Below are 25,834 nucleotides of genomic sequence, written 5' to 3'. Positions count from 1 at the left end.
TGTACCAGCGCTTTAGCTGCGCGAGACACCTCTCGCGATGCACGCGGCGCGGCCAGAAAAAGAACAGCAGGGACACACCGCCTTTCCCCGTCGGGGCCGCGTCCCGGCACCGCACGCTTCACATCCGCATGGCTACGCCTGCTGGCGGGCGACGAGCGAGGCGAACAGGCCGCCGCGCTCCATAAGCTCCTCATAGGTGCCGTCCGCTGCGGTCGTGCTCGCGTCCCCTGCCTCCTCGGCGGCGTTGTAGCGCTCTACCAGGCTGTTGTAGGCATCGATTGCTTCCTGCTGCTCTGCCACGAACTCGTTGTAGGAGACGTCGCGGCCGATGATATCGTCCATCTCGAGCCATGCGGGCAGGTCGTCGCCAGCGTCGTAGCCGTTTTGGGAGGCCGAAGCGCCGGCATGGTCCGCCAGCTGCGCCAGACGATCCGCTTGGGTGTCCAGGTAGGTGCTCCGCACGCTGGTGTAGATGAACGCGGCGGACAGCGCGATGGCCACGAGCGCGAACAGGACGAACGCAACCATGAGTTTGCACACGAGCTTGCCGACGCGTGCGTCTTTCGCGGTCTCGCTCACGATGTGCCCCTTCCTCTCGCCAGCGTGCGCGACACCCGCGGAGCGAATGGAAGCATATTGGCACGAATGAGGACGGGCACACGACCGGAACATCGCGCGCGCACTCATTACGTAGATAAGGGAGTATCTGCGCGCAAGCGCCCGTTCAGTGGGCGGCGCCGCCCCTACAGGGCGCGGCGGGCCTCGATGGCGCGCCCCAGCGTGAGCTCGTCGGCGTACTCGAGGTCACCGCCCACGGGAAGGCCGCTCGCCAGACGGCTCACCGCCACACCGAGCGGTTTGATGATGCGCGCGAGATAGCTCGCCGTCGTCTCGCCCTCGATGTTGGGGTTCGTGGCGATGATGACCTCCTGGATGTCCTCGGCGCCCAGGCGCGCCAGCAGCTCGCGGACGTGGAGCTGCTCGGGCCCAATCTTGTCGATGGGGCTGATGACGCCGCCGAGCACGTGGTAGAGGCCGCGGTAGCTGCCCGTGCGCTCGATGGCCGTCACGTCGCGTGGCTCGGAGACCACGCAGATGCGGGTGCGGTCGCGGCTCATGTCCTCGCAGATGGCGCACTCGTCGTCCGTCGCATAGTTGAAGCAGCGGCTGCAGAAATGGACCTGCGCCTTCACCGCGAGGATGGCGTCGGCCAGCCGGCGCGCCTCCTCGGCGTCTGCCTCCAGCAGGTAGTAGGCGATGCGCTGGGCTGACTTCGGGCCGATACCCGGAAGCCTGCCCAGCTCATCGAGAAGAATCTGTAGACTGCGGTCCGCGCTCATGGTTCACCTTGCATGCGGGATGAGATTCCCGCACAGCCGTCTTAGAACGGCATGCCCGGGATGTTGAGGCCGCCGGTGATGGAGCCCATCTGCTTGTGGGCGATCTCGGTCACCTGGCGCACGCCCTCGTTCACCGCGGCGACGATCATGTCCTGCAGCATCTCCACGTCCTCGGGGTCGAGCGCCTCGGGATCGATGGTGATGGACTCGAGCTGCATGCTGCCGTTCACGACAACCTTGACCATGCCGCCGCCGGCGCTGGCCTCGACGTTCGTGGCCTCGAGGTTCTCCTGGGCCGCGGCGAGCTGCTCCTGCATCTTGCGGGCCTGCTTCATCATCTGCTGCATGTTGATATTGGCCATGGGGCCTCCTCGATGTCGTCGGCCGCGCAAGCGCGGCATCTCGATTTTTCCGTCCGCTATCGTACCATGCGCGCACGCGGGCGCACGGGGTCTGAAAACCTCCATGCGCCTGCGCGGGTTCACCCGGACGGTCAGGGATTGCGGGGGCTCGCCCGCCTACTCCTGAGACGCGTCCTTGAAGACGACGTTGCCGAAGATGCTGCTCAGCATCTCCTTCGCCTCCTCCTCGCTCTGGGGGACCTGGGTCTCCTCGGAGGCAGGCGTGGGCGCGCCGGCCCACGGCGCGGCGCCCAGAGGGGCAGCCGAGCGTGCGGGCGCCTTGGCGGCAGGCGTGGGCGCGGGCGCGACGGGAGCCGCAACGGGGACTGCCGGCATGTCGGCGGGCACGTCGAAGGGAGGCAGCTCCTCGTCCTCGTAGGCCGCGATGGCCGCATCGTCATAGGGGACCTGCTCGTCCTCCCAGGCGCGACGGTCCGCCTCGATATCCGGCTCGGGCACGATCGTGGGCCCGCTGACCTCGTCGACCGCGGGCGCGGTCTCAGGCGCCGGCACCTGCGCGGGCGCTGCCTGGGCGGCAGGCGTGGGAGCTGCGCCGGGACCGGCGGCGAGATTGGGCGCGGCCGTGGGCGCAGCTGCTGCGGGGACGGGCGACGTCGGCGCCGAAGCGGGCGCCGCATCAGACGCGGCCGGCACCGTCGCCGACGCCGAAGCGGGTGCGGGGGTCGCGGCGGGAACCGGAGTTACCGGCTGCGGCGCGGCGGCTTGGCGCGGCGAGGCACCGGATGCCGCCGGTGCCGTCGCCTGAACAGGCCGGGCGGGTTCGGCCGAACGCTGCGCCGGCTGCGCTGCGGGCGCGGTGGCAGCAGCCTGTTGCTGGGACGGCGCCCCGCCGTCCATCACGTAGTCCACGGCACGAGAGCCGAACACCGCGGCGACGATCGGCATGATCAGCTCGTGGGAATCGGCTCGGCCGAGCATCTTGATGGCGAAGTTCGACCCCTTGGGGAATCCGACGACCAGCCGCGACCCGTCGTCGGACTTCGCGCGCGACGACTGCAGCAGCGCGCCGCGCGACGCCTGGGCGGCCGTGACGCGCTTCACGACCTCGGCCCACCTGCGCTGCAGCTCGCCTGCATCGGCCACGGCCTCAGACGGGACGCTTGCGGCAACCGGCTCATCCTGGGGAGTGGATGCCGCGGGCGCCTTGGGCGCTGCGGGGGCGGGCGCCTCGGGCGAAGCGGGCGCCTGCTGCGTCACCGGAGCAATCGGGGTTGCCGAAACCGCCGGGGCGGCAGCGCCCTTCTGCTCGGCAGGAGCCGGGGCGGTATCCGTCCGCTCAGCGGAAGCGAGCGGCGCTGCGGGAGCGGGCCGCTTCTCGGTGCCTGCCGCCGGCGCAGGCGCGTCGGCGGGACGCGGCGTACTCGACGATGCGGCCGGCTGCTGACGCGGCGCCGTCTTCGGCTGAGACCACGGAGGCGCAGCGGCACCCGCCGGGGCCGCGGGAGCAGCTGCCCTCTGCGTGCCCGCGGGCTCGCCCTGACTCGTTGCGCGCGGGGCCGGCGTCTTCGCGCCGGTCAGCGCCGCGATGCTCGCGGCATCGAGCGGGGCACTCGGGACGCCGGCCGCGAGCTGGGCCTCGATGCGGTCGAGCCGCTCGGATAGGGCCTCGAGCGACAGGTCGCTTTCCGGGCGCGCCAGGCGCGTGCAGGCGATCTCGAGCACGAGGCGCGCGTCGGAAGCGCCGCGCATCTCGATGGCGGCGTCGTCCAGCACCGTGAGCACCCGTGCCAAGCGGTCCGCTCCCTCGAAGCGGGAAGCCTCCTCCACGAGCGCCGCGACCTCATCGGGCGTTCCGTCGAACAGCTCGGCGCGGTCGCCCGCCACGCAGGCGGTGTACACGTCGCGCACGTGCGCCACGAGGTCGCGCGTGAACTCGAGCAGGTCGTTGCCCTCGTCCGCCTGCGCGCGGACCATCGCGAACAGCCCGGCCACATCGCGCGCGGCGATGGCCGTCGCAAACTGCGCCAGCACCGTGCCCGCCACCTCGCCGAGCAGCGCCCGGGCATCGTCCACCCGAACGGCGCCGTCGCCGAACACCGACAGCTGCTCGAGCGTCGAGAGGGCGTCGCGCATGCCGCCGCGCGCGTGGCGCGCCACGATCTCGAGCGCCTCGTCGTCCGCGTCAAATCCCTCCTGCTCGCAGATGTAGCGCAAGCGTCCCACAATGTCCTCGTTGGAGATGCGGTGGAAGTCGAAGCGCTGGCAGCGCGAGAGGATCGTCTCGAGGATCTTCTGCGGGTCGGTCGTGCACAGGATGAAGACCACGTGGCTCGGCGGCTCCTCGAGCGTCTTCAGCAACGCGTTGAACGCCGCCGCCGTGAGCATGTGGACCTCGTCGATGATGTAGACCTTGTACGCGCCGCGCACCGGGGCGAAGTTCACCGAGCTGATGATCTCCTCGCGCACGCTGTCGACGCCCGTGCGCGACGCGGCGTCGAGCTCGTAGACGTCCGGGTGCGTACCGGCGGCGATGGCCTCGCACTCCGGACATGTGCCATCGGGCATGCAGCCGCTCGCCCCCTGCGCACGGGCCGCATCGGCGTGCTCGCACAGAAGGGCCTTGGCGAGGATGCGCGCCATGGTCGTCTTGCCCGTACCGCGCGGGCCGCAGAACAGATAGGCGTGCGAAAGGCGCCCCTCCGCCACCGCATGCTCGAGCGTCGACACGATATGCTGCTGGCCCACGACACTCTCGAAGGTGAGCGGGCGATATTTCCGGTACAGCGACTCCATGGAGCTTCGTTCCCTTCACGCGAATCGGTTGCACCCCATGATACCCGCTCGGGCGCCGCCCGGCGCCCGAGCGGGCAGCTCCTACAGGCCGTGCTCGCGCAGGCGCCGCTCGATATCTTTCAAGGTGATCCGCGCGGCGAACAGATGCCGGTACGTGGCGGATTTCACCTTGCCCGCCGCCTTGAGCTCATCCATCTTCGCCTCGATCTCGGCATGCTCGCGCCGCACGTCCTCCGCAAAGGCGTCATATGCGCAAAGGCGCTCGGAATCGTCCACGGCAACCTCCTTCATCGCTTCAAAACCGCTGCATATGATACGCGCCGCGCCTCCCGCAAGGCGCCCGTGCCCGCAGGACCCGCGCCGCCTGAACCTAAAGGAGACGAGATGGCACCTGGATACCCGTCCCCAATGAGGACACGTGGTACCATAGGCGAATACGGCAATCCACTCATACCATTAACGCACCAAGGAAGCCATGCCCAACACCTCGCCTTCGCAACAGCGCACGCGCGTACTCGATTTTTTCGAGCGCCGCCCCGTCCCCGAGCGGGTTCCCGCCCCGGACGCGACGGCGTCTGCCCTGCTGCGGCGCTATAGGCCGCTCGAGACCCGGGCGGCAGGAGGCTTCGGCAGCGTCGAGATCTGCCTCGACTCCCGCCTGCAACGGCGCGTGGCCATCAAGCGCATCCCGCTCACCTCGCCCGACGTGCGCACGACGGCGGAAACCGTCGCGGACGCCCTCGCCGAGGCCCGCACGGCGAGCATGCTCCAGCACCCCAACATCGTCTCGGTCATCGACTTCACCTACGACGCCGCCTACGCGTACCTTGTGATGGAGTACGTCGACGGCATGAGCCTCGAGGAGTTCCTCGCCGAGGTCGACGGCCATTCGCTCACCTACGACGAGGCAGCCTGCATCGCCGACGCGCTCGTGCAGGCGCTCACCTTCGCCCACGAAAACGGCGTGCTGCACCTCGACATCAAGCCCGCCAACGTGCTCATCGACCGCAACGGCCACGTGAAGCTGACCGATTTCGGCATGGCGACGCTCACGAGCGCCGCCGGCTTCGGCGGGGCGCGCGGCGGCACCATCGGCTACATGCCCCCCGAGCAGCTCCGCGGCGACGAGGTCGACGAGCGCACCGACATCTTCGCGCTCGCCGCCGTCATCTACGAGGCGCTCTGCGGTACCGCGCCGTTTCGCGCGGCGACGCCGGCGGACTCCGAGAGCCGCATCGAGCAGGGCGTGCTCTATCCGTCCGACCTGCTGCCCGATATCCCCGAGAACACCGAGGAGGCGCTGCTCTGCGCCCTCTCCCCCAGCCCGCGCGACCGCATGACCAGCGTCGCCGCCTTCGGCGACCTTTTGCTCGCGGGCCTCGGCCACGCGCGCGAGGGCCGAAAGAGCCTTGCGACCATGATCGCGCGCCTCACCTCCGACGAGGCCGATGAGGATGCCGAGGCCCCCGGGCGCGCCGAGCGCACCTGGGAGCTCGACCCGACGGAGGGCTATCTTGGCAGCCAAACCCCGCACGCCCGCCGTATCCTCACCGGGCTTGGCGCAGGACTCTCCGTCGCCTTCGTGAGCTGGGCGCTGCTCGCCCTCGTCGGCCCCGACACCGCCGTGGCGCGCGGAGCCGCCGGCGCGGCGATCGGTGCGGCCGCCGGCGCGGCGCCCCAGATGGGCTCCGCCCTTGTCATCACGGGACTGATCGTGACCGCGCTCGCGGGCACCCCGCTGCTCGCCGCCCTGCCCGTCGTCGTGCTCGCGCTCGCCCTCGGCGGCGCGTGGTGGCTCGTCTGGGGCCGCCTCGACGCGGGCGCCTCGGCGGCGCTCGTCATCGCCTCCGCGCTCTTCGCGGGTGCGGGGGACCCCGTGCTCGCCATGCCCTTCGCCGTCACCGCCGCCGCCCTGCTCGCTCAGGGGCCCGCGGCTGCAAGCGCCGTGGCCCTCGGCGGGGCCCTGGGCAGCCTCGTGGCCGTACTCGGGCAGACAGAGGGCGCGCTCGGCATCGCAGAGGCCGCCCAAGCCGTCGTGAACCTGCCCTCGCTCGCCTCGCTCGCGCTCGGGGCCGCGGCCGCCATGGGGGCCTCGGCTGTACTCGCGCGCGCCTGGCAGCGCTACCAAGACGCTGCGAAAACAGGGGGCTACGTGCTCGCCTCGCTCGTGCCCGCAGCTGCGGCACTCGTCGGATTCGCTCTTGCATACCCTATGGAAATTCCCAGCTTATCGCCCATGCGCGCCGCAACGGTAGCGGCATGCGGGATTGCATCCTCTATAATCGTTTGGATTTACCTGTACCTATTCGGCTATCGAAAAAGTTCGACCGGAGTGTGATTGTTCGTGAACTTCCTGAGCACCTTCGAGGACCACGTGGCGGGTATCTTCGGCGCTGCCCGCTCCCCGTTCTCCTTTAAGAAGCTTGCCCGCCAGGCGGCGCACGAGATGGAGGACCAGACGCTGGTGGTCAACGGCGTCAACACGGCTCCCGCCCTCTACACCATCCTCATCGCCAACGAGGACGATCCCCTCATGGCTCCCTATTATCCGCAGCTCACGCGCGAGGTCAGCGAGTTCGTGAAGGCCAGTGCCGAGAAGAAGCACTACACCTTCGTGGGCGAGCCGCTCGTGCGCTTCATGATCGACCCCTCGCTCAAGGCGGGGCGCTTCTCCGTGTTCGCGGAGAACGTCGACGCCGCGACCCTCGGCCGCCTCTACGAGGAGGAGCGCGCCTATCAGAAGGGCCTCTCGGGCCAGATGAACATCGTGAACCCGCGTCCTGCTCCGGCACCCGCCCGCCAGGCGGCACCCGCCGAGCCCGACCCGTTCGCCGTCTCCGATCCGTTCGCCCCGAGCGAACCCGAGCCCATCGCCGTGCCCAAGACCGTCACGCGCGCCCAGATGGCCGCCGGCGCCGGCGCGAGCATCGCCGCCAACATGGCGAGCTCCCGCCCGCAGCAGCGCGCTGCCGCGCCGCTCGCCCAGCTCGTGGACGTCGTGACGGGAGACGTGCTGCCCATCAGCGGCTCGCGCTGCATCGTCGGCCGCGAGCGCGCCGCCGCCGACGTGGTCCTGCGCGACCCCAACGTCAGCCGCCGCCACGCCGAGCTGCTCTACACCGGTTCCGACTGGTCCATCGAGGACCTCAACTCCACCAACGGCACCCTCGTCAACAACCGCCGCATCACGCGCTGCCCGCTGCGCAACGGCGACCTGTTGACCTTCGGTCTCAGCACCTTCGAGTTCAGGGGATGATCCTCATATGATCGACCTCATTTTGTTTGCAGGCCGCATCGTACTGGTTGTCCTGCTGTACATCTTCCTGTTCGCGGTCATGAAGACCGGCGTGGGCCTCGTGCGCGGTCAGCGCCGCGACTCCGCCATCTGGACCATCGACGTCGACAAGGGCCCCCGCGGCATCCGCGGCATCCATGTCGACATGCTCGGCCCGGTCATCGTCGGCCGCTCCCCCAGTTCCGATATCTGCATCAACGAGCCCTTCGTGTCGGCCTCCCATGCGCGCTTCTCGCTGCAGGGTCCCGCGCTCGTGATCGAGGACTTGAACTCGCTCAACGGCACGCTCGTGAACGGGCGTCCGCTTGCTGAGCCCGCCACGCTACGCGAGGGCGATGAGGTGCAGATCGGCGACGTGGTCATGAAAGTGAATCGCCGATGACCGACGAGAAGAGCACCTTCTCATATGCTGCCGGCGACGTGCCGGAGCCCGAGGGCGCCATCGGTGCCCATCGGCCCGCCCCTGAGGATGAGCCGATGGGCAAGCACGCCGCCGCAGGCGATCCGGCGCCTGCGCGCCCCGCGTGGGTGGATGCCGCGGCGTCCGATCCGTCTGAGGATGAGACGGCGCTCCCCGATGCGCGCACCGAGGCCCAGCACTTCGCCGAGATCGCGCCCGAGCTCGCCGCCGACGCCGGACTCGCCGGTACGGCAATCGAGTACGTCGCTGCCTTAGACGAGGCCGCGAGTTCTCCGACGGCACCCCAACCCGACTTCCTGGGCGACCAGGATACCGGCGAGCTGCCGCCGCTCGACGCCCTCGAGGCGGCCGTCGCCGCCGCCGAGCTCCATGCGCCCGACGACACCGCCGAGATCGATGTCGCCCATCTTGAATCCAAGCTCTCCGACCCCGGCACGACCCAGAGCTTCCAGCCGCTCACCGAAGAGCGCGTCGTGACCGATTCGACCTACGACGCCGGCACGACCACCTCGCTCATGTGGGGCGCGCGCTCCGACGTGGGCTGCGTGCGCTCGCACAACGAGGACTCCTACCTCGTGGCATCGCCTCTGTTCGCCGTCTGCGACGGCATGGGTGGACACGCCGCCGGCGAGGTCGCGAGCTCTATCGCCGTCGAGACGATCGGCAAGCTCTCGCCCGGCACCGCCGACGCCGCGAAGCTCGCGGCAGCCGTCGAGGCCGCCAACTCCGCCATCATCGAGGCGGCTGCACAGGGCATCGGTCGGCCCGGCATGGGCTGCACCGCCACGGTCGCCTACATCGAGGGCAACACCATCGCCATCGCGCATGTGGGCGACTCTCGCGCCTACCTCGTGCACGACGGCGTGCTCACCCGCATCACGCGCGACCACTCCTATGTGGAGGAGCTCGTGGATGCCGGCGAGATCACCGCCGACGAGGCGCGCGTGCACCCCAACCGCTCGGTCATCACCCGCGCGCTCGGGTCGGACCCCACCATGTACGCAGACCATTTCCAGCTGAACATCGAGGAGGGCGACCGTCTCATCCTGTGCTCGGACGGCCTGTCCAGCATGATTCCCGACAACGAGATCGAGAGCATCGCGGCCAAGTCGTCCACTGCCCAGATGTGCACCGACAACCTCGTCGACGCCGCGCTCGCGGCGGGCGGCGCGGACAACGTGTCGGTCGTGGTCGTCGACGTCGTGGACGACGGGCGCCTGAAGAAGGTCATCCGCACCCACCGGCGCAACGTCTTCATCGCGATCGGGCTGCTCGTGGCGGCCGTCCTCATCACCATCGCCTTCCTGTTCTACTCGATCTCCAACTCCATCTTCCTCGGGGTGAACGGCGATACCGTGGGTCTCTTCCGGGGCCTTCCCGGTGAGGTCGCGGGCATCCACCTCAACCGGCTCGAGGAGAAGACCTCCATCAAGCTTACCGACCTGCCCGAAGACACCCAGAACCGCCTGCGGGAGGGCATCTCGCAGGAGAGCCTCGAGCAGGCCTGGGACACGCTGTCCGACTATCGCCAGCAGATCAACGATGCCCAGACCAAGCAGGCCGAGGACGGCGAGACCATCCGCGAGAGCGCCAAGGCCGAACAGCAGGCGCAGGAAGCGGAAGCGGCGCGGGGCGGCGCGGGCGACACCCCGCAGGCAGCCGAGGCCAATCCCGCCGATGCCGCATCCGCCCCGCAAGATACGCAAACCCAACCCCAGGAAGGAGGCGCCTGATGGGCAGCCGTCGCAACACCGAGCTCTTCTTGCTCATCGCGTCCGCGTTCCCGGTCATTCTTCTGTACGCGCTCTATGTCACGACGACCGGCGCCACGCTCAGCTTCGAGACCCTCGCCGTGCCCCTCGGCCTGTTCGCCGCCTTCGCCGCGGCGCACATCGCCGAGCGCATCCTCGCACCCGGCGCCGACCCGGCCATCCTGCCCATCGTGTTCGTGCTGTCGGGCATCGGCATCACGTTCGTGACCAGGCTGAAGCCAGAACTCGCCATGAACCAGCTCATGATCTTGTTCGCGTCGATCGCACTCATGGTCGTGACGCTTGCGCTCGTGCGAAACCTGGACATGGTCAGGCGCTACAAGTACACCTTCGGCATCATCGGCATCGTGCTGCTGTTGCTGCCCATGTTCGTGGGCACCACGATCTACGGCTCCAAGCTGTGGATCAAGATTCCCGGCATCGGCACCATCCAGCCCGGTGAGTTCGCCAAGATCTTCATCGTCTTGTTCCTCGCGGGCTACCTGTCCGAGAACCGAGAGCTGCTCTCCATCTCGAACCACAAGTTTTTGGGCCTCAAGATCCCGCGCTTCCGCCTGCTTCTGCCCCTGCTCGTGGTCTGGGGCGTCTGCATGGCCATCGTCGCCTTCGAGCGCGACCTCGGCAGCGCCCTTCTGTTCTACACCGTCTTCCTCATGATGCTCTACGTAGCCACCGGCCGCGTGTCCTACGTCGTCATCGGCATCCTTCTGCTGCTCATCGGCGGCTTCGGCATGTACCAAATCATGGACCACGTGCAGGTGCGCTTCAACATCTGGCTCAATCCGTTCGCAGACCCGCAAGGCGACGGCTACCAGCTCGTCCAGTCGCTCTACTCGCTCGCCGACGGCGGGCTTGTGGGCGTGGGCATCGGACGCGGTCTGTCCTCGTCCATCCCGGTCGTGGAGTCAGACTTCATCTTCTCCGCCATCGGCGAGGAGATGGGCCTGCTCGGCGGTGCCGCTGTACTGCTGCTGTTCATGCTGTTCGCCGTGCGCGGCCTCACCGTGGCGGCGCGCGCGAAAAGCGACCTCGCGGCCTTTATCGCCAGCGGCCTCACCGCATCCATCTCGTTCCAGGCATTTCTGATCGTGGGCGGCGTCACCCGCCTCATCCCGCTGACGGGCGTCACCCTGCCGTTCATGAGCCAAGGCGGCTCATCGCTGCTCGCGAGCTTCATCATCGTCGCGCTACTCATGCGCGCCGGCGACGAGGCAACCGGGCGAAACGTCGAGCTCGCGGGCACCGGCACGGGTCAGGCCGAGGCGCCTACGCCCTCGCTTACCGCCGCGGGCGTGAGCAAGGCGGGCACCCGCATCTTCGGCGCCGTCAGCGGATCCGCTGTGGGCGGCCATGCGCGCCCCGGCTCGCGCGTACGCCGCCGGGCGCTCGACACGCCCGAGAGCGGCGTGCTCGGCCGCGTGGCCCTCGCCAAGCGCCTGACGCGCGAGGTCGTCCTGTTCACGGGCCTGTTCGCCCTGCTCATCGGCAACCTCACCTACATCCAGGTCGTCATGGCGAAAACCTACCAGGAGATGCCGAACAACAACCACACCATCGCCAAGGCCGCCTACATCAAGCGCGGCTCCATCATCACCTCCGACGGCGTGACCCTTGCCGAGTCGCTGCAGCAGGAGGACGGCACGTACGTGCGCTCCTACCCCAATGGCAACATGGCAGCGCATACGGTCGGCTACTTCTCCAACCAGTACGGCGCCTCGGGCATCGAGGCCTCGCAAAACGAGACCCTCACCGGCTCGCAGGACTATTCCAGCTGGCAGAACGCCATCAATTCGCTCGCCGGCATCAGCCAGCCCGGCAACTCCGTCCAGCTCACCATCGACTCGCGCATCCAAGCGGCCGCCGAGCTGGCGCTGTCGGGCAAGCGCGGCGCCATCGTCGTGCTCGACCCGCGCACCGGCGCGGTCCTCGCCAAGGCGAGCGCGCCGAGCTACGACAACTCGGACGTCTCCGCCCTCATGGGCGGCACCGACGACGGCGACCAGTCGCTGTTCGACCGCGCGACCCAGGCGCTCTACACGCCCGGTTCCACGTTCAAGGTGATCACGCTCGCCGCTGCGCTCGATTCGGGCACCGCCACGCTCCAGACTACCTACGACAGCCCCTCCGAAATGGAGATCGGCGGCGCCGAGGTCGTGAACAACAAGGGCATGGACCTCGGCACCCTCACCCTGGAGATGGCGTTCGCCTACTCCTCCAACGTCGCGTTCGGCCAGGTTGCCACCCAGGTCGGCGCTGACAGCCTCGTGAACTACGCGCGCTCCTTCGGCTACGGCCAGTCGCTCGGACAGGACTTCTCCACCGAGGCGTCCATCATGCCCGACCCTTCGCAGATGACCGAATGGGAGCTCGCCTGGGCGGGCGCCGGCCAGCCGGTCGGCCAGGGCCACACGCCCGGCCCGCAGACCACCGTCATGGAGAACGCCGTCATGGTGGCGGCCATCGCCAACAACGGCCTCGTCATGAACCCCTACATCGTGGCGCAGACGCTCTCGCCCACCGGCACCGTCGTGCGCACCACGCAGCCGCGTTCGCTCGGCCAGGCCATCAGCGCCGCCGCCGCACTCGACGTCAAAGAGGCCATGCTCGAGGTCGTCGACGAGGGCAGCGGTTCGGCCGCGTCGATCGCCGGCGTGCAGGTCGCCGGCAAGACCGGCACCGCCGAGGCCACCAACGACCAGGTAAACACCGCCTTCGTGGGCTTCGCGCCCTACGATACGCCCACCGTGGCGATCTCGGTCATGATCGAGAACTACGAGGAGGGCGTCGACGAGCCCGCCGCCGCAATTGCCGGCAAGGTACTCGCAGCCGCCCTCGCCGCGCAGGGCGCATAAGGGCCCGGCGCGCATGCGAAACGACAACCCTGTACGTGAGCTTGTACTTGTGTGAGGAGTAAGAGATGGCAGAGCAGAAGACATTGCTGGGAGGACGATACCTCCTCAAGGATAAAGTGGGAGCCGGTGGCATGGCCTCGGTCTACCGTGCGACCGACCAGGTGCTCGACCGCACGGTGGCCGTCAAGATCATGCTGCCCCAGTACGCAAGCGATGCGACGTTCGCCGCGCGTTTCAAACAGGAGGCGCAGGCAGCCGCGGCCCTCTCCAGCCCCTACATCGTGGGCGTCTACGACTGGGGCAAGGACGGCGACACCTATTACATCGTGATGGAATACCTGCGCGGCACCGACCTCAAGAGCGGCATCCGCAGCCACGGCGCCCTCGACCCCAAGAAGGTCGCCCAGATCGGCAGCCAGATCTGCGGTGCGCTGTCCGTCGCCCATAAGCACGAGATCATCCACCGCGACATCAAGCCGCAAAACATCATGGTGCTGCCCGACGGCAATATCAAGGTGATGGACTTCGGCATCGCACGCGCGAAGAACAGCCACCTCACGCAGGACAACAACGTGCTGGGCACCGCCCACTACGTCAGCCCCGAGCAGACCCGCGGCCAGGAGCTCGGCCCTACCTCGGATATCTACTCGCTGGGCGTCGTGATGTACGAGTGCGCCACGGGCAAGGTCCCCTTCGACGGCGACGACGCCATCTCCGTCGCCCTGAAGCAGGTCAACGAGCTGCCCGTCCCGCCCTCGCAGATCAACCCCAACGTGGACGGCGACCTCGAGCGCATCATCCTGCGCTGCATGGAAAAGGACCCCGCGAACCGCTTCCAGACTGCCGACGAGCTCCGCCGCGTGCTCAACAACTACATGGCGGGCCATACGGTCGACGTGCCCGAGCCCACCCGCATCATCGGCGCGGCAGCCGCCGGCAACACGACCACCCGCGTCATGAGCGACCAGACGCAGGCCATGGCGCGCCCCGTGGGCGGCGCCGCCGCCGTCAACGCCGCCGGGCGCACGACGACCGGCCAGTTCGACACCGGCATGTACGAGACGAAGAAGAACGACGGCATGAGCAAGGGCAGGATCGCTGCCATCGCGCTGGTGGTCGTCGCGGTCGTCGCCGCGGCCATTTTCGCCGTAAGTGGCCTGCTTGCCCCCGCGGAGCTCACAACCGTGCCGAACCTCCTGTCGCTCACGCGCGAGGACGCCATCAACACGATTAGCGAGTACGGCTTTAAGGTCGGCTCGGTCGATGACGGCTACAGCGACCAATACCCCGCCGGCCAGGTCTGCGAGCAGCACCCCGGCAGCGAGGATCCCCAACCCGCCGGCTCCGAGATCGACATCGTCATCTCCAAGGGTCCCGAACCCGTCGACACCACCGAGGTCCCCGATCTGTCGCAGGCCAACGGCCGCGACGAGGCGGAGAAGATGATCCTCGCCGCCAAGCTCAAGGTCGGCGATGTGACCGAGAAGGCCGCCAGCGGTGACGAGGAAGAGGGCACGATCACCGATCAGAGCCCCACGGCCGGCCAGACCGTCGATGTCGACACTACCGTCAACTTCACCGTCATCGTCGCCCCCGACACCACCTCGGTGCCCGACCTCACCGGCATGAGCCGCTCCGAGGCCTCCGACGCCCTCGATAAGGCCGGATTCGGCATGACGGTCGACGAGGAGTACAGCGACAACGTGCCCGAGGGCACCGTCATCAGCTGGGATCCCTCCGGCAAGCAGGAGCCCGGCACAACGATCACCGTCGTGATCTCGCAGGGCCCCGACCCCTCGACCGAAAAGGTCGACGTCGATGCGCTCGGCCTCGTCGGCATGTACGCCGAGGACGCCCAGGACGCCATCTCCCATGCGGGCCTCTACTATAACCCCGTGAGCGAGTCGAGTGACTCCGTCCCGGTTGGCCAGGTTATTCGCTACAGCCCGAAGGGCGAGGTCGATCCGGGCACGACCGTCTGGATCTACATCTCCACCGGCCCGTCGAGCTCCGGTTCGGGTTCGGGATCGGGTTCGAACTCAGAATCCGGTTCCGGGTCTGATTCGGATTCGAGCGGCGGTGGAACCTCGGACGGTTCGGGCGGCTCGTCATCTGAGGCGGAGTAGGCCTGCAACACAAGCCAACAGCTATGAGCGAGGGGGCATCGGTTTGACCGGTGCCCCCTCGTTTTTCGTATCACGATCGCACGTCCTACCGCCGCCCGCGCGCTCTGAGCTCGCGGGCGCCTCTCGCGCAGATCCCGGCCGCGAACGGGCTCGATTAGCGATGGCCTAGAACTGCCCGACGCGCAGAACCTCCGGTTCGAGCTCGACGCCGAACTGCCGCTTCACCTCATCCTGCACGTGCTCGATGAGCGCGTTGACGTCGGCTGCCGTGGCGTTGCCGGTATTCACCACGAAGCCGCAGTGCTTCTCGGAGACCTGCGCGCCGCCGATGCGGTACCCGCGCAGACCCGCATCCATGATGAGCTTGCCGGCGAAGTGCCCCTGGGGGCGCTTGAACGTGGACCCGGCGCTCGGCATCTCGAGCGGCTGCTTCTCCTCGCGACGGTTCCGGTAGTCATCCATCGCGGCGCGGATCATCCGGCTGTTGCCGGGCGCGAGCGCGAAGGTTGCCGAAAGGACGATGAGGCCCTCGTCGTGCACGCGGCTCTTTCGGTACCCCATGTGCAGGTCCTCAACCGAAAACGTGCGCACGAAGCCGCGGCCACGGCTCCCATCAGGTGCCAGATCTCCCGGCACGTACGCCTCGACGGACTCGAGCACGTCCGCGCACGCCGCATCGTAGGCGCCGGCGTTCATGTGGCAGGCGCCGCCCACGGTAGCGGGGATGCCCCAGAGCGGCTCCATGCCGGTCAGCTCCGCGTCGGCGGCGGCAAGCGCGACATCGCGCAGCAACGCACCCGCCTCGGCGCGCACCCGCGTGCCCTCGACGCCTACCGCGCTCAGGTTCTCGCGCAAAAGCACGACCACGCCGCGGATACCGCGATCGCCCACGAGCAGGTCGGACCCGTTGCCCACCACGGTCACGGGAACCCCCGCCCGCGCGCAGGTGTCGAGCACCGCGGCCGCGTCAGTCGTGCTCGTCGGTGTCACGACGACGTCGGCGGGGCCACCGATCTTGAAGGTCGTGTGTGCGCTCATGGGCTCGAACAGGGCGACGTTGTCCTCCCCCGCGTCCGCACCGAGCGCGCAGAGCACCTCGTCGCTGATACCATCGTATTCATGCATGGCAGAACCGCCTTGTCTTGGATCCGGTCAACATACTGGGTTGACTATACCCCATGCGCCCCGCGCTCACGCGCAAGCGTGCGCGTTGACAACAAACCCGGTCACGCTATAGTGGCAACCGATTCTCTCGGCGTCCAAGCTGGCGCGGGCGCCCCCGTTCGGATCGCAAGGAACACGCTGCCGTGACACCACCCGCACCCCTCATCAGCCTCGATGGCGTAAGCTTCTCCTATGCTCAGGCGACAGAGACCGCACTGAGCGAGGTCTCGCTTGCCGTCTATCCCGGCGAGCACGTGTGCATCGTGGGCGGCAACGGTTCGGGTAAATCAACCTTGGTACAGCTCCTGAGCGTCTTGTTGAAGCCGACTGCGGGACGGGCGCTCATCGGCGGGATCGACCCGGTGCGTGAGCCCGCGCGCACGCTTGAGGCCCGGCGCATGGTCGCCGCCGTGTTCCAGGACCCCGACGACCAGCTGGTCACGAGCGTCGTGGCCGACGATGTAGCGTTCGGACCGGAGAACCTCGGGCTTCCCCGCGGCGAGATCACCGCACGCGTACGAAACGCGCTCGAGCAACTCGGCATCGCGCACCTTGCCGGAAGAGACCCGGCGACGCTTTCCGGCGGTCAGCGCCAATGCGTGGCCATCGCCGGCGCGCTCGCGATGCAACCGCAGGTCCTGATACTTGACGAGCCGTGCGCCATGCTCGATCGGGCCGGAAGCGACCTGGTGATGCGCGCCATAGAGCACCTGAACGCCCACGGCATCGCCGTCGTCCACGTCACCCATACGATCGTCCACGCCCTGCGCGCCGACCGCGTCATCGCCCTGCACGCCGGCCGCATCGCCTGGGAGGGCATGCCCGATGCGCTTGCGGGGGATGCGGACACGCTGCGCGAGCTCGGCATCGAGCTGCCGTTCGCGCTCGACCTTTCCTGTCGCCTGCGCGAGCGCGGCCTTGCCGTGCCCCCCTGCAGCAGCGACGATACCCTGGCTGACGCGCTCGCGCGCATGCTGAGCGACGGCACCTCACAGCAGGCGACGGCCGTTACCGAGCGCGAAGCCCACAGCGAGCACAGCGCCCCTTCCCTCGTCTTCGACCATGTCTCGTTTCGCTACCGCGTGGGTACCCGGCCCGCGAGCGGTACTGCGTCCTGCGCAGTGCACGACGTGTCCTTCGCGCTCGCGCCCGGAACCGTCACCGCCCTGATCGGGCACACTGGCGCGGGCAAGTCGACCGTCGCCGCGCTCGCCTGCGCCCTGAAGATTCCCGATACGGGCCACGTCATCGCAAACGGTGCCGACACCGCGGAACGCGCGGCACGGACCGCGGTACGCTCGGCGGTGGGCTACGTCGGGCAGTTTCCCGAACGGCAGCTCTTCGCCGCGACCGTCGCCGACGACATCGCCTTCGGACCGCGCAACCTCGGGTTCGCCGAGCACGATATCGAGGAGCTTGCGCTCCGGGCGCTCGCGCGCAGCGGCGCCCACGACCCCGCGCGGCTCCTCGACCGCTCGCCCCACCAGCTCTCGGGAGGCGAGCGCCGCACGGTCGCTCTCGCCGGCGTGCTCGCCATGGACCAGCAGGTCCTCGTTCTCGACGAGCCCGGCGCGGGCCTCGATGCCAGGGCACACGAGCGGTTTCGCGCGCTCGTCCGCGAGCTGCGCGCGGAGGGCAGGACCATCCTGCTCATCACGCACGATATGGACGACGCGGCAGAGCTCGCCGACGCCATCGCCGTCCTCGATGCAGGGCAGCTTGTCGCACTCGGTACACCCGACGAGGTGTTCGGCAATCCGCACATAACGGATGGCGCAGATGGCGGCCTTGCGCTCGGCATGCCCCGCACGCGCTCCTTCGCCAGCCGGCTCGCCGCTTACGGCGTCGGAGTTCCCGTCCGCGCCTATACGCGCGATGAGCTGGCTCGCGAACTGGCACAGCTCACGACCGCAAACGGGCGCCTTGATGCAACCGCTCGATGCGAACGCCCTATCCTGGCAAGGCAAACCGCGCCCGCGGACCCCGCGCGCCCCGATAAACCCGATACAGCTGCTCCCGCCCGCGGACCCTTGGCAAACCGCGGCCGTGTCATCGGCGCGCGCTCCCCCATCCATCTGCTCGACCCGCGTGTGAAGGTCGGCGGCGTACTCGTGTTCATGGCAAGCTGTCTTGCCGCCCAGGGCGTAGCGGCCCTCGTGCTTGCGGCCACGGCGGTCGTGGGCCTCTGCCTTATCGCCCGCATTCCGCCTGTCGCCCTCATCCGGCAACTTCGTCCGCTCCTGCTGGTGCTTGCCATCAGTGCACTTGTGAACCTGCTGACCATCGACGGCGGGGAGCTGCTCGCCTCTTGGGGACCCATCGCCATCCATGCCGACGGCGCCGACGCGGCCGTTCTCTATTCCGTCCGCTTCCTGCTCATGTTTGTCGCCGGCACGCTGCTCGTACTCACGACGACCCCCATCGCGATCGCCGACGGCCTGCGCTCACTTCTGTCGCCGCTCTCGCGTTTTGGCATCCAGACCGGCGAGGCAGCCATGGCGATCTCCATCGCGCTGCGCTTCGTACCGATCCTCGCGCGCGACGCACGAGACATCGCGGACGCCCAAACGGCGCGCGGCGCAGGGCTTTCGGGGCGCGGCCCCCTCGCCTTCGTCCGCGCCTGCATACCGATGGCGACGCCCTTGTTCACGAGCACCCTCCGCCATGCCGAGCACCTGGGCCGCGCCATGGACGCGCGCTGCTATACCGGCGACGAGCACCGCACGAGTTGGCACCGCCTGCGCCTCGAGGGCCGCGACCGAGCCGCTATCGCCATCAGCCTTGTTTATTTGGCCGCTTTAACCGTTTTATCTCTCATGTAGGTGCCTGGCGGCCGCCATCAACCGCCCTGTGCGCCCCAGTGAAATCGAAGGGTGCCTACTTTCAGTACTTTTTTCGCCACCCTCCAAAAAGCGACGCTGATCCGGCTGAAAACCAGCATTGTTTGCCCAGTTAAGTGCTTTATCTTGCTAAAGTGTACGATTGGGCTCCGCTAAAAAGTACTGAAAGTGGGCACCTCTCGTGGCTTGAAGGGCGAGCGGCGCTCTGTTGGATGCCCTCCGACATCTGCCCAACGTTAAGAGACCGTCGACTGGTTGTGAAAATCGAGCCGCAGCCCTGCAACTGCGGTATCCTTACACCTACATACACGTTGATCGACATATACATACAACACAAACGGAGCCTGTATGTCACAACATTTCTTTTCGAACCCGCAGCACAGCGCTATAGATTCCGCCCGCACCCCCCTGCTCACGCGACGCGCTGCCCTCGGCGCCGCACTCGCCGGGGCCGCCGCGCTCATCGCCCTGCCCGCGCAGGCGCGCGCCGCCGAGGCGACGAAAGAGACGACCGAGGCCCTCGAGAAAGCGCAGCAGCAGCTCGATGAGGCCCAGGCGCAGCTCGATGACATCTCCTACCAGTTCGAGGACCTCTCGGTCCAGCTCGATGACACCATGGGCAAGATCGAGAACGTCCAGGGTCAAATCGATGACACCCAGACGAACATCGATGACACCCAAGACAGCATCGACGAGACCCAAGACGACATCGAGGAGAAGCAGGAGGAACTCGGCGACAAGCAGGAGGAGCTCTCCCGCCGCGTCGTAACGAGCTACAAGTCGGGCGGTAACACTGCCATCTCGCTGCTTCTGTCCTCCGAGTCGTTTGATGAGCTCATCTCGAAGGCCCACTACATCGACAAGGTCAACCAAAGCGATAAGGAGGCCATCGACGAGGTTCACCGCATCCAGGACGAGCTTGCCGCCCAGAAGGCCGCGCTCGAGCAGCAGAAGACCGAGCTCGAGCAGCAGAAGACCGAGCTCGAGAGCCAGCGCTCCGAGCTCGAGGGGCTGAAGGCCACGCAGGTCCAGCAGCTCGATGACATGAAGGCCAAGAAGGACGAGGTACAGAAGATCCTCGACGGCCTCAGCCAGGACGTGAAGGACCTCATGGCCAAGCGCGATGCCGAGATCCTCGAGGCAGCCCGCCAGGAGGAAGAGGCCCGCAAGCTCGCGGAGCAGGCCGCGGCGAGCAGCGGTGGCACGACATCGATTCCCGGCAGCGGCCAGAGCGCCATCAACGCCGGCACCGCACAGCAGCGCATCGTCGACTACGCCTACAGCACGCCCTCACCCGGCGCCGGCCTGTGCGCCTGGTGGGTGTCCGACGTGTTCGAGCGCGCGGGCTTCGGCAACGTACCGGGCAACGCTGACGACATGTACGCGAACTTCTGCACGAGCTCGAACAAGGCGAACCTCAAGGTGGGCATGATCATCGCCGTGCCCACGCACCCGCACACCTCCGCCGGCCGCATCTACGGTCACGTGGGCATCTACGTGGGCGACAACATCGTGCGCGACAACATCGGCTACATCCGCACGATCGACGTCGACGAGTGGATCTCCTACTACGGCGCCACCTCCACCCCGCGCTGGGGCTGGGCAAACGGCGTCAGCCTCGAGGGCCGCTGACACCCGGTGCGCGATGCGCGGGGCAACCCCATACCCGACTCGCGCATCGCGGGCGGACCTCACATCGACCATCAGGGAAGCGGGCCGGACCCAAAAAGGGTTTCCGGCCCGCTTCATGCGAAAAGGCGGCGGCCCCGCGCCATGGGGGCCGCCGCCTGTCAGAGAGGTATGGCAAGCTGTCGGATTACTCCAAGATGTCCAGCACGGACGGGCGAAGCTCCTCTTCGGCAGCCTCGGGATCGGTGGCGCGCAGACGGTTGATGTAGCGCTGGTACCACAGCAGGGCGGCACCGATGAACACGACCACGCCGCCGACGTTGTAGACCAGGGTGAGCCACAGCTCCTGGCCGACCGGCAACGTGCCGGCGATGAACACGAAGGCGAACACGGCGACGAGGAAGATGGAGATGACCAGGCCGAACGTGCGGTTGCCCATGCGGAAGGAGCGCGGGGCATTGTCGTAGCGCAGGCGCAGCATCAGGTAGGCGATGAGGATGAGGCCCGGCGGGAGCAGCGCCGTGGCGGCGGTCATGTTGATGACGATGTTCAGCAGGTCGTTCAGGCCGCTGGCGCCCATGGCCGGGATGATGACGATGGGAAGCACGATCAGGAACTGCACCCAGGCGGCGCGCCAGGGGATACCCTGGTCGTTCATCTCCACGATCTTGCCGCCGAAGATGCCCTTGGGGATCTCGGTGAAGAAGACCTTGATGGGCGCGGAGGTCCACATCATGAGGCCGCCGACCTGAGCCGCCAGCAGAATGAGGCCGAGGACGCGGGTCGAGATCTCCTGCGGGATGCCGAAGTGGGCGAACAGCGCGCCGTACACGTCGAAGATGCCGGTGGACAGGCTGACCTCACCCATGGGGATGAACAGGTTGACCAGCAGGGAGGAGCCGGCGTACAGAAGGCCGATGACCAGGCCGGCAGCGACGACGGTGCGCACGAACGCCTTGACGCCGCCCTTGAGGTCGTTCAGGAACACGCCGACCGACTCGGCGCCGCCGACGCCCTGGATGATCCAGGCGAGGGTGCCGCAGAAGCCCCAGATAGTCGCGAAGCTCGTGGTGTCGGGCGACATGGTCTCGGGCGTGGGGGCGGTGGCGAACTCGACGCCGCCCATAAGGGCGCCGACGGACAGCAGCACGAAGATGGCGGCCATGCCCATGGCGGCCGCGGAGCCGATCGACGAGATGTTGCCGATCCACTTCGCGCCCTTCGTGGAGGCCCACGTGCCGATCGCGAAGATGACGACCTCGATCGCCGTCGTCAGCAACGGAGACATCTCCACGTTCGTCCCGAAGAACACGTAGCTCGCGTAGATGATGATGTTCGGCAGGATCGAGGCGAAATAGAACAGGTTGACGAACCAGTAGCAAAACGCGGTCATGAAGGCCCAGCGGCCGCCCATGGACGTCTTCACCCATGCGTACACGCCGGACTCGGAGTTCTTGTTCAAGGCGACGAACTCCGCCGTGACCAAGGTATAGGGCACGAAGTACAGAATGGTGGCGATAAAGAACGCCGGAGCCGCGGCAAGGCCGATCTCCGCGTTGTTGTTGATGATGTTCTTCAGGCCGAACACCGCGGAAATCGTCATGCCCAGCAGCGCGAGCGAGCCGATTTTGGCTCTCTTCTCATCACTCATGGCTTCTTCTCCTCACAATTTACGTGCTGGACGTTCGATCCAGCATCCTTCAGACGCCTGCGCCCCAGCCGGGCTCAATCGTGCGAGGGCGCAGGCGCACGGTACCTTATTTGTTGGGGAAGCTGTATCCCTCGACGGTGACGCGCACCACCACGACGGCGACGTCGGGATCGGGAAGCGCGCGGAACGCCTCGTCCTCGTCCATCACGAGCACGCCGCCGGCGGGCACCGTGACGACCGGGGTGTCGACGGCTTCGAAGCGCTCGCGATCGTCCAGGTCGCTGTAGGCGACGGTCTGCGAAAGCTCCGCCTTGGGAGCCACGACGACCTGGGCGCTACCGTCGATCGGGGCGAGCACGCTCAGGTAGCGCCGGCTGCCCACCATGTCGGGCGTCGCGACGGCGGGCGTGCGGTCCCACCAGTAGGTCAGCGAGTCGCCGATGGAGTACGCGACGTCGCGCAGGAGCGTCGGCGCGATATCGAGCGCCTGGCCCACGCGCATCCACTTCTTGACATGGCCCAGCTCGGCGTCGAGGCGGGCGCGCGTCTCATACACGTGCATGCTTAAACCTCCTTGATCGGGGCGAGCGCGGCCGCAAGGTCGGCAGACGCCAGCGGGCGCAGCGAGAACGCGAAGGCGAAGCGCTCGAAGCGGATACGATACGAATCGAGCACCTCGGAACCCCACGAGTTGGATCCAAGACCGAGCACCCGGTCGTTGATGTTCACCGTCACGGTGTCGCGCGGCACAAGGTCGCACGAATGGCGGGCATCGTCGATGTCCTCGCAGGTGTAGGGCCATGCGGAGAACGAGAAGGGGCTGGCGGAGGGATCGGTGCCCACCGGGCGCGTCACCATGAGGCCGTCACCGTGGCTCGAGCGCAGGGCGACCCAGCGGACGCCCTCGCGGTTCGCGCAGTCCTGCGGGAAGACGTAGGGCGTGAACATGTCGTCCACCTGGGCGCGGTAATGCCCGACGGGGTTGGCCCTGAGCGAATCGGGGTAGTTCTCGCCCGGGCCGTGGCCGTACCACTCGACGGTGCGGTCGGCACCGGGGACCTCGAAGGAGACGCCGATGCGCGGGATGATGTCGCAGTAGTCGCCATAGGGCTCACCGGCGACCGCGAGGTCGACGCGACCGCTCGGCCAGATGGTGTACACGAGCGTGCAGTGCATGCCGAAGGCGTGCACCGGAGGGGCGATGCGCTGGGCGACCTCGACCACCACGGCGGGACCCTCGCGATGCCACGTCACCGAACGCGTCGACGTCTGCATGACGTTGATGAAGTTCCCCTGCCAGATGGAGTCGAACTCCTGCTGGTGGTTGTCGACGAGCGGGTGCCAGAAGCCCACCGTGATGGGCGCGGCCAGCACCGCGCGGCCGCAGGAGCGCCACTCGCGGATCTCGCCGGATGCGAGGTCGAACACAAGGGAGCTGCCGGCCGTCGAGACGGTGAGCTCGAGCTCGCCCTCCTCGACCGCGGGAGCGGCCGCTGCGGGCACCTCGATGGCGGGGTGCGCGGCGGCGGCGACGGCGAACTGGTAGACGCCGATCTGGTACATGGGCTCGCACCAGGGCTTGGCCTCGGTCGTGTACACGCGTGCCGTAAGCAGGGTCTCGCCGCAGGCGGCAGCCGCCACCTCGACCGGCACGGTCGTGCTCTCGCCGGGGGCCACCGCACCCGGCACCACCTCGGCGGAGGCGACCGGGTCGCCGTCGACCAGCGTCTCGAGCACGATGCGGATATCGGAGAGGTCCGTGAACCAGCGCTTGTTCGTCACGGTGAGCATGCCGGCGTCCGCGTCGATAGAGACGCGGACCGGGCAGATGACCTGCTTGTACTCGGTCAGGCCCGGGCTCGGCTCCTGCCAGGGGAACACCATGCCGTCGATGCAGAAGTTGCCGTTGTTGGGATAGTCCCCGTTGTCGCCTCCGTACATGTGGTAGGGGCGCCCGTCGGCGGTCGTGGCCGCGATACCGTGGTCGCACCACTCCCAGATGAACTGGCCCTGCAGGTTATCCCACTTGTCGAAGATCTGCTGATACTCGAACAGGCCTCCGGGGCCGTTGCCCATGGAGTGGCCGTACTCGCAGTTGATGCGCGGCTTGGGGCCGGGGTGCTCGCCGAAGTCGTTCATCTGCGAGACGCGCGAGTACATCGTGGAGATGATGTCGACGGTATCGGCGTTGCGGTCCTCCTCGTAATGGACCGGACGGCTGTCGAGCTCCTTCGCCTTGGCGTACATCGCGCGGATGTTGCAGCCGTAACCGCTCTCGTTGCCGAGCGACCAGATCACGATGGCGGCCTCGTTGCGCTCCTGCATGACCAGGCGCTCGATGCGGTCGACGTAGGCGGCCTCCCATGCGGGATCGTCGGTCACCGTGGCGATGTTGCCGATGTTCTCGAACCCGTGGCTCTCCATATCGGTCTCGGCGAGCACCATGAGGCCGTACTCGCAGCACAGCTCGTAGAAACGCGGGTCGTTGGCGTAATGCGACGTGCGCACGGCGTTGATGTTGTGGCGCTTCATGAGCTCCACGTCGCGGCGCATGCGCTCATAGCCCACCGCGCGGCACTTATGGTCGTCGCCGTCATGGCGGTTGACGCCGTGCATCTTGAAGTAGGTGCCGTTGAGGAGAAGGCGCCCGTCGACGATGGTCACCTCGCACAGGCCCTGGCGATGCGGAACGATCTCGGACAGCCCGTCGGCGCCGTACACCTCGAGCACCATGTCGTAGAGGAACGGGTCCTCGGGATTCCAGAAGCGCGCACCGTCGATGGTGAGCTCGGCGTGACCGCTCGCCAAGTCGAGCTCGGTCTCGGCGACCGTCGCGCCGCCCGCGGACATGCGCCACACGACGCGCTCGGCTGCCGTTGCGGCGACGTCGAGCGAGACGATCGCGGCATCGCCATCGCGATGCGTGCGGACACAGAAGTCCTCGAGGCGCGCCGCGGGGCGCTCCATCAGGTAGACGTCGCGGAAGATGCCCGACGCCCACCACATATCCTGATCCTCGATGTAGGTGCCGTCGCTGTACTGGAGCACCTTGACCGCGAAGAGGTTGTCGCCCTCGCGGACGTACTCGGTCACGTCGAACTCCGCGGACAGGCGCGACCCCTTGGTCATGCCCACATACGAGCCGTTCACATACAGCTCGGCATAGCTCTCGACGCCGTCGAAGCGGATGATCTCGCGGCTGCCGTCGGCGAGCGCGGGCAGCTTCACGATGCGCTGGTACACGCCCGTCGGGTCGTTGCCGGGCACCAGGGGCTGCTCCACCGGGAAGGGGAAGCCCTCGTCGGTGTAGGCGAGCTTGCCGTACCCGTCGACCTGCCACATATGCGGCACCTCGACCTCATCCCACGTCTCGTCGCAGATGGCGAGCGCGGATGCGGGGACGCTCCGCGGGCTGTCGAACAGCCTGAAGCGCCAAGGACCGCTCAGCTGGACGAAGCCGCGGGAGAGCTCGCGGCTATAGGTCGCCGCCAGCTCGGGAGTCGCATAGCCCATGAAGTAGGCGTGCGCGGCGAGACGGTTCCGATTCGTCAGCGCCGGGTTCTCCCAATCGTTGATAACACCCATCTCC

General features: G+C 67.7%; 17 protein-coding genes. 8 read left to right on the top strand and 9 right to left on the bottom strand.

The features are described 5' to 3' along the window. Window positions 1-132: 132 nt before the first annotated feature. The 5 genes from H6A21_RS01410 to H6A21_RS01390 all read right to left on the bottom strand — a co-directional run bounded on the left by H6A21_RS01410 (window position 133) and on the right by H6A21_RS01390 (window position 4,771). Entirely contained in the window at window positions 133-579 is a 447-nt protein-coding gene (locus tag H6A21_RS01410) for a hypothetical protein (RefSeq protein ID WP_204559806.1), read from the bottom strand. A gap of 164 nt (window positions 580-743) precedes the next feature. Next, on the bottom strand, window positions 744-1,340 hold the full coding sequence (gene recR / locus H6A21_RS01405) for a recombination mediator RecR (RefSeq protein ID WP_204559805.1): 597 nt from the start codon (window positions 1,338-1,340) through the stop codon (window positions 744-746). A gap of 41 nt (window positions 1,341-1,381) precedes the next feature. Further along, window positions 1,382-1,702, bottom strand: a complete 321-nt coding sequence (locus tag H6A21_RS01400; RefSeq protein WP_204559804.1) for a YbaB/EbfC family nucleoid-associated protein — start codon at window positions 1,700-1,702, stop codon at window positions 1,382-1,384. Window positions 1,703-1,858: 156 nt separating this feature from the next. Then, a complete protein-coding gene (dnaX, locus tag H6A21_RS10860; RefSeq protein ID WP_239462550.1) occupies window positions 1,859-4,495 on the bottom strand; it encodes a DNA polymerase III subunit gamma/tau in 2,637 nt (878 codons plus the stop codon). Between the two features lie 81 nt (window positions 4,496-4,576). Continuing rightward, window positions 4,577-4,771: a hypothetical protein gene (locus H6A21_RS01390; protein ID WP_342636025.1), complete on the bottom strand. Its 195-nt coding sequence runs from the start codon at window positions 4,769-4,771 to the stop codon at window positions 4,577-4,579. Window positions 4,772-4,970: 199 nt separating this feature from the next. Here H6A21_RS01390 and H6A21_RS01385 point away from each other — a divergent pair, with 199 nt between their 5' ends. The 6 genes from H6A21_RS01385 to pknB all read left to right on the top strand — a co-directional run bounded on the left by H6A21_RS01385 (window position 4,971) and on the right by pknB (window position 14,961). Continuing rightward, window positions 4,971-6,833 carry a serine/threonine-protein kinase gene (locus H6A21_RS01385; protein WP_204559802.1) on the top strand — a complete coding sequence of 621 codons (1,863 nt, stop codon included), beginning with the start codon at window positions 4,971-4,973 and terminating at the stop codon, window positions 6,831-6,833. A gap of 6 nt (window positions 6,834-6,839) precedes the next feature. Continuing rightward, the gene (locus H6A21_RS01380; protein ID WP_204559801.1) at window positions 6,840-7,751 is read left to right on the top strand and encodes an FhaA domain-containing protein; all 912 of its coding nucleotides are present in this window, start codon (window positions 6,840-6,842) and stop codon (window positions 7,749-7,751) included. A 7-nt stretch (window positions 7,752-7,758) separates the two neighbouring features. Continuing rightward, complete coding sequence (locus tag H6A21_RS01375; RefSeq protein WP_204559800.1) at window positions 7,759-8,172, top strand: FHA domain-containing protein; 414 nt, start codon at window positions 7,759-7,761, stop codon at window positions 8,170-8,172. After that, window positions 8,169-9,944 (top strand): Stp1/IreP family PP2C-type Ser/Thr phosphatase, encoded by a 1,776-nt coding sequence (locus tag H6A21_RS01370; RefSeq protein WP_204559799.1) that lies wholly within the window; start codon window positions 8,169-8,171, stop codon window positions 9,942-9,944. Before H6A21_RS01375 ends, H6A21_RS01370 begins: the two co-directional genes overlap by 4 nt. Then, window positions 9,944-12,835: an FtsW/RodA/SpoVE family cell cycle protein gene (locus H6A21_RS01365; RefSeq protein WP_204559798.1), complete on the top strand. Its 2,892-nt coding sequence runs from the start codon at window positions 9,944-9,946 to the stop codon at window positions 12,833-12,835. Before H6A21_RS01370 ends, H6A21_RS01365 begins: the two co-directional genes overlap by 1 nt. A 65-nt stretch (window positions 12,836-12,900) precedes the next feature. Continuing rightward, on the top strand, window positions 12,901-14,961 hold the full coding sequence (pknB, locus tag H6A21_RS01360) for a Stk1 family PASTA domain-containing Ser/Thr kinase (protein ID WP_204559797.1): 2,061 nt from the start codon (window positions 12,901-12,903) through the stop codon (window positions 14,959-14,961). 165 nt (window positions 14,962-15,126) lie between these two features. On the opposite strand, the gene murB is transcribed toward pknB, so the two are convergent. After that, a complete protein-coding gene (murB, locus tag H6A21_RS01355; RefSeq protein WP_204559796.1) occupies window positions 15,127-16,086 on the bottom strand; it encodes a UDP-N-acetylmuramate dehydrogenase in 960 nt (319 codons plus the stop codon). Between the two features lie 182 nt (window positions 16,087-16,268). Here murB and H6A21_RS01350 point away from each other — a divergent pair, with 182 nt between their 5' ends. Together H6A21_RS01350 and H6A21_RS01345 are read left to right on the top strand one after the other, a co-directional pair. Next, window positions 16,269-18,947, top strand: a complete 2,679-nt coding sequence (locus H6A21_RS01350; protein WP_204559795.1) for an energy-coupling factor transporter ATPase — start codon at window positions 16,269-16,271, stop codon at window positions 18,945-18,947. 366 nt (window positions 18,948-19,313) lie between these two features. Continuing rightward, window positions 19,314-20,597 (top strand): CHAP domain-containing protein, encoded by a 1,284-nt coding sequence (locus tag H6A21_RS01345; protein ID WP_204559794.1) that lies wholly within the window; start codon window positions 19,314-19,316, stop codon window positions 20,595-20,597. 184 nt (window positions 20,598-20,781) lie between these two features. Here the strand turns inward: H6A21_RS01345 and H6A21_RS01340 are convergent, their stop codons facing one another. The 3 genes from H6A21_RS01340 to H6A21_RS01330 form a co-directional block, all read right to left on the bottom strand. Continuing rightward, a complete protein-coding gene (locus tag H6A21_RS01340; RefSeq protein WP_204559793.1) occupies window positions 20,782-22,245 on the bottom strand; it encodes an amino acid permease in 1,464 nt (487 codons plus the stop codon). A 106-nt stretch (window positions 22,246-22,351) separates the two neighbouring features. After that, on the bottom strand, window positions 22,352-22,807 hold the full coding sequence (locus H6A21_RS01335) for a hypothetical protein (protein WP_204559792.1): 456 nt from the start codon (window positions 22,805-22,807) through the stop codon (window positions 22,352-22,354). A 2-nt stretch (window positions 22,808-22,809) separates the two neighbouring features. Further along, the gene (locus H6A21_RS01330) at window positions 22,810-25,830 is read right to left on the bottom strand and encodes a glycoside hydrolase family 2 TIM barrel-domain containing protein (RefSeq protein ID WP_204559791.1); all 3,021 of its coding nucleotides are present in this window, start codon (window positions 25,828-25,830) and stop codon (window positions 22,810-22,812) included. Window positions 25,831-25,834: the final 4 nt, after the last annotated feature.

This window comes from Collinsella tanakaei (assembly GCF_016902615.1).
Lineage (GTDB): Bacteria > Actinomycetota > Coriobacteriia > Coriobacteriales > Coriobacteriaceae > Collinsella > Collinsella tanakaei_A.
The sequence above is the reverse complement of the archived record's forward strand: the minus strand, read 5'-3'. Positions and strand labels throughout refer to the sequence as shown.

Excerpts from the sequence above, each read along its gene's own strand:
- H6A21_RS01375 (WP_204559800.1), top strand. The coding sequence starts at position 7,759 with ATGATCGACCTCATTTTGTTTGCAGGCCGCATCGTACTGGTTGTCCTG.
- H6A21_RS01330 (WP_204559791.1), bottom strand. The coding sequence starts at position 25,830 with ATGGGTGTTATCAACGATTGGGAGAACCCGGCGCTGACGAATCGGAAC.
- H6A21_RS01385 (WP_204559802.1), top strand. The coding sequence starts at position 4,971 with ATGCCCAACACCTCGCCTTCGCAACAGCGCACGCGCGTACTCGATTTT.
- H6A21_RS01340 (WP_204559793.1), bottom strand. The coding sequence starts at position 22,245 with ATGAGTGATGAGAAGAGAGCCAAAATCGGCTCGCTCGCGCTGCTGGGC.
- H6A21_RS01365 (WP_204559798.1), top strand. The coding sequence starts at position 9,944 with ATGGGCAGCCGTCGCAACACCGAGCTCTTCTTGCTCATCGCGTCCGCG.
- H6A21_RS01370 (WP_204559799.1), top strand. The coding sequence starts at position 8,169 with ATGACCGACGAGAAGAGCACCTTCTCATATGCTGCCGGCGACGTGCCG.
- murB (WP_204559796.1), bottom strand. The coding sequence starts at position 16,086 with ATGCATGAATACGATGGTATCAGCGACGAGGTGCTCTGCGCGCTCGGT.
- H6A21_RS01345 (WP_204559794.1), top strand. The coding sequence starts at position 19,314 with ATGTCACAACATTTCTTTTCGAACCCGCAGCACAGCGCTATAGATTCC.
- recR (WP_204559805.1), bottom strand. The coding sequence starts at position 1,340 with ATGAGCGCGGACCGCAGTCTACAGATTCTTCTCGATGAGCTGGGCAGG.
- H6A21_RS01400 (WP_204559804.1), bottom strand. The coding sequence starts at position 1,702 with ATGGCCAATATCAACATGCAGCAGATGATGAAGCAGGCCCGCAAGATG.
- H6A21_RS01335 (WP_204559792.1), bottom strand. The coding sequence starts at position 22,807 with ATGCACGTGTATGAGACGCGCGCCCGCCTCGACGCCGAGCTGGGCCAT.
- pknB (WP_204559797.1), top strand. The coding sequence starts at position 12,901 with ATGGCAGAGCAGAAGACATTGCTGGGAGGACGATACCTCCTCAAGGAT.
- dnaX (WP_239462550.1), bottom strand. The coding sequence starts at position 4,495 with ATGGAGTCGCTGTACCGGAAATATCGCCCGCTCACCTTCGAGAGTGTC.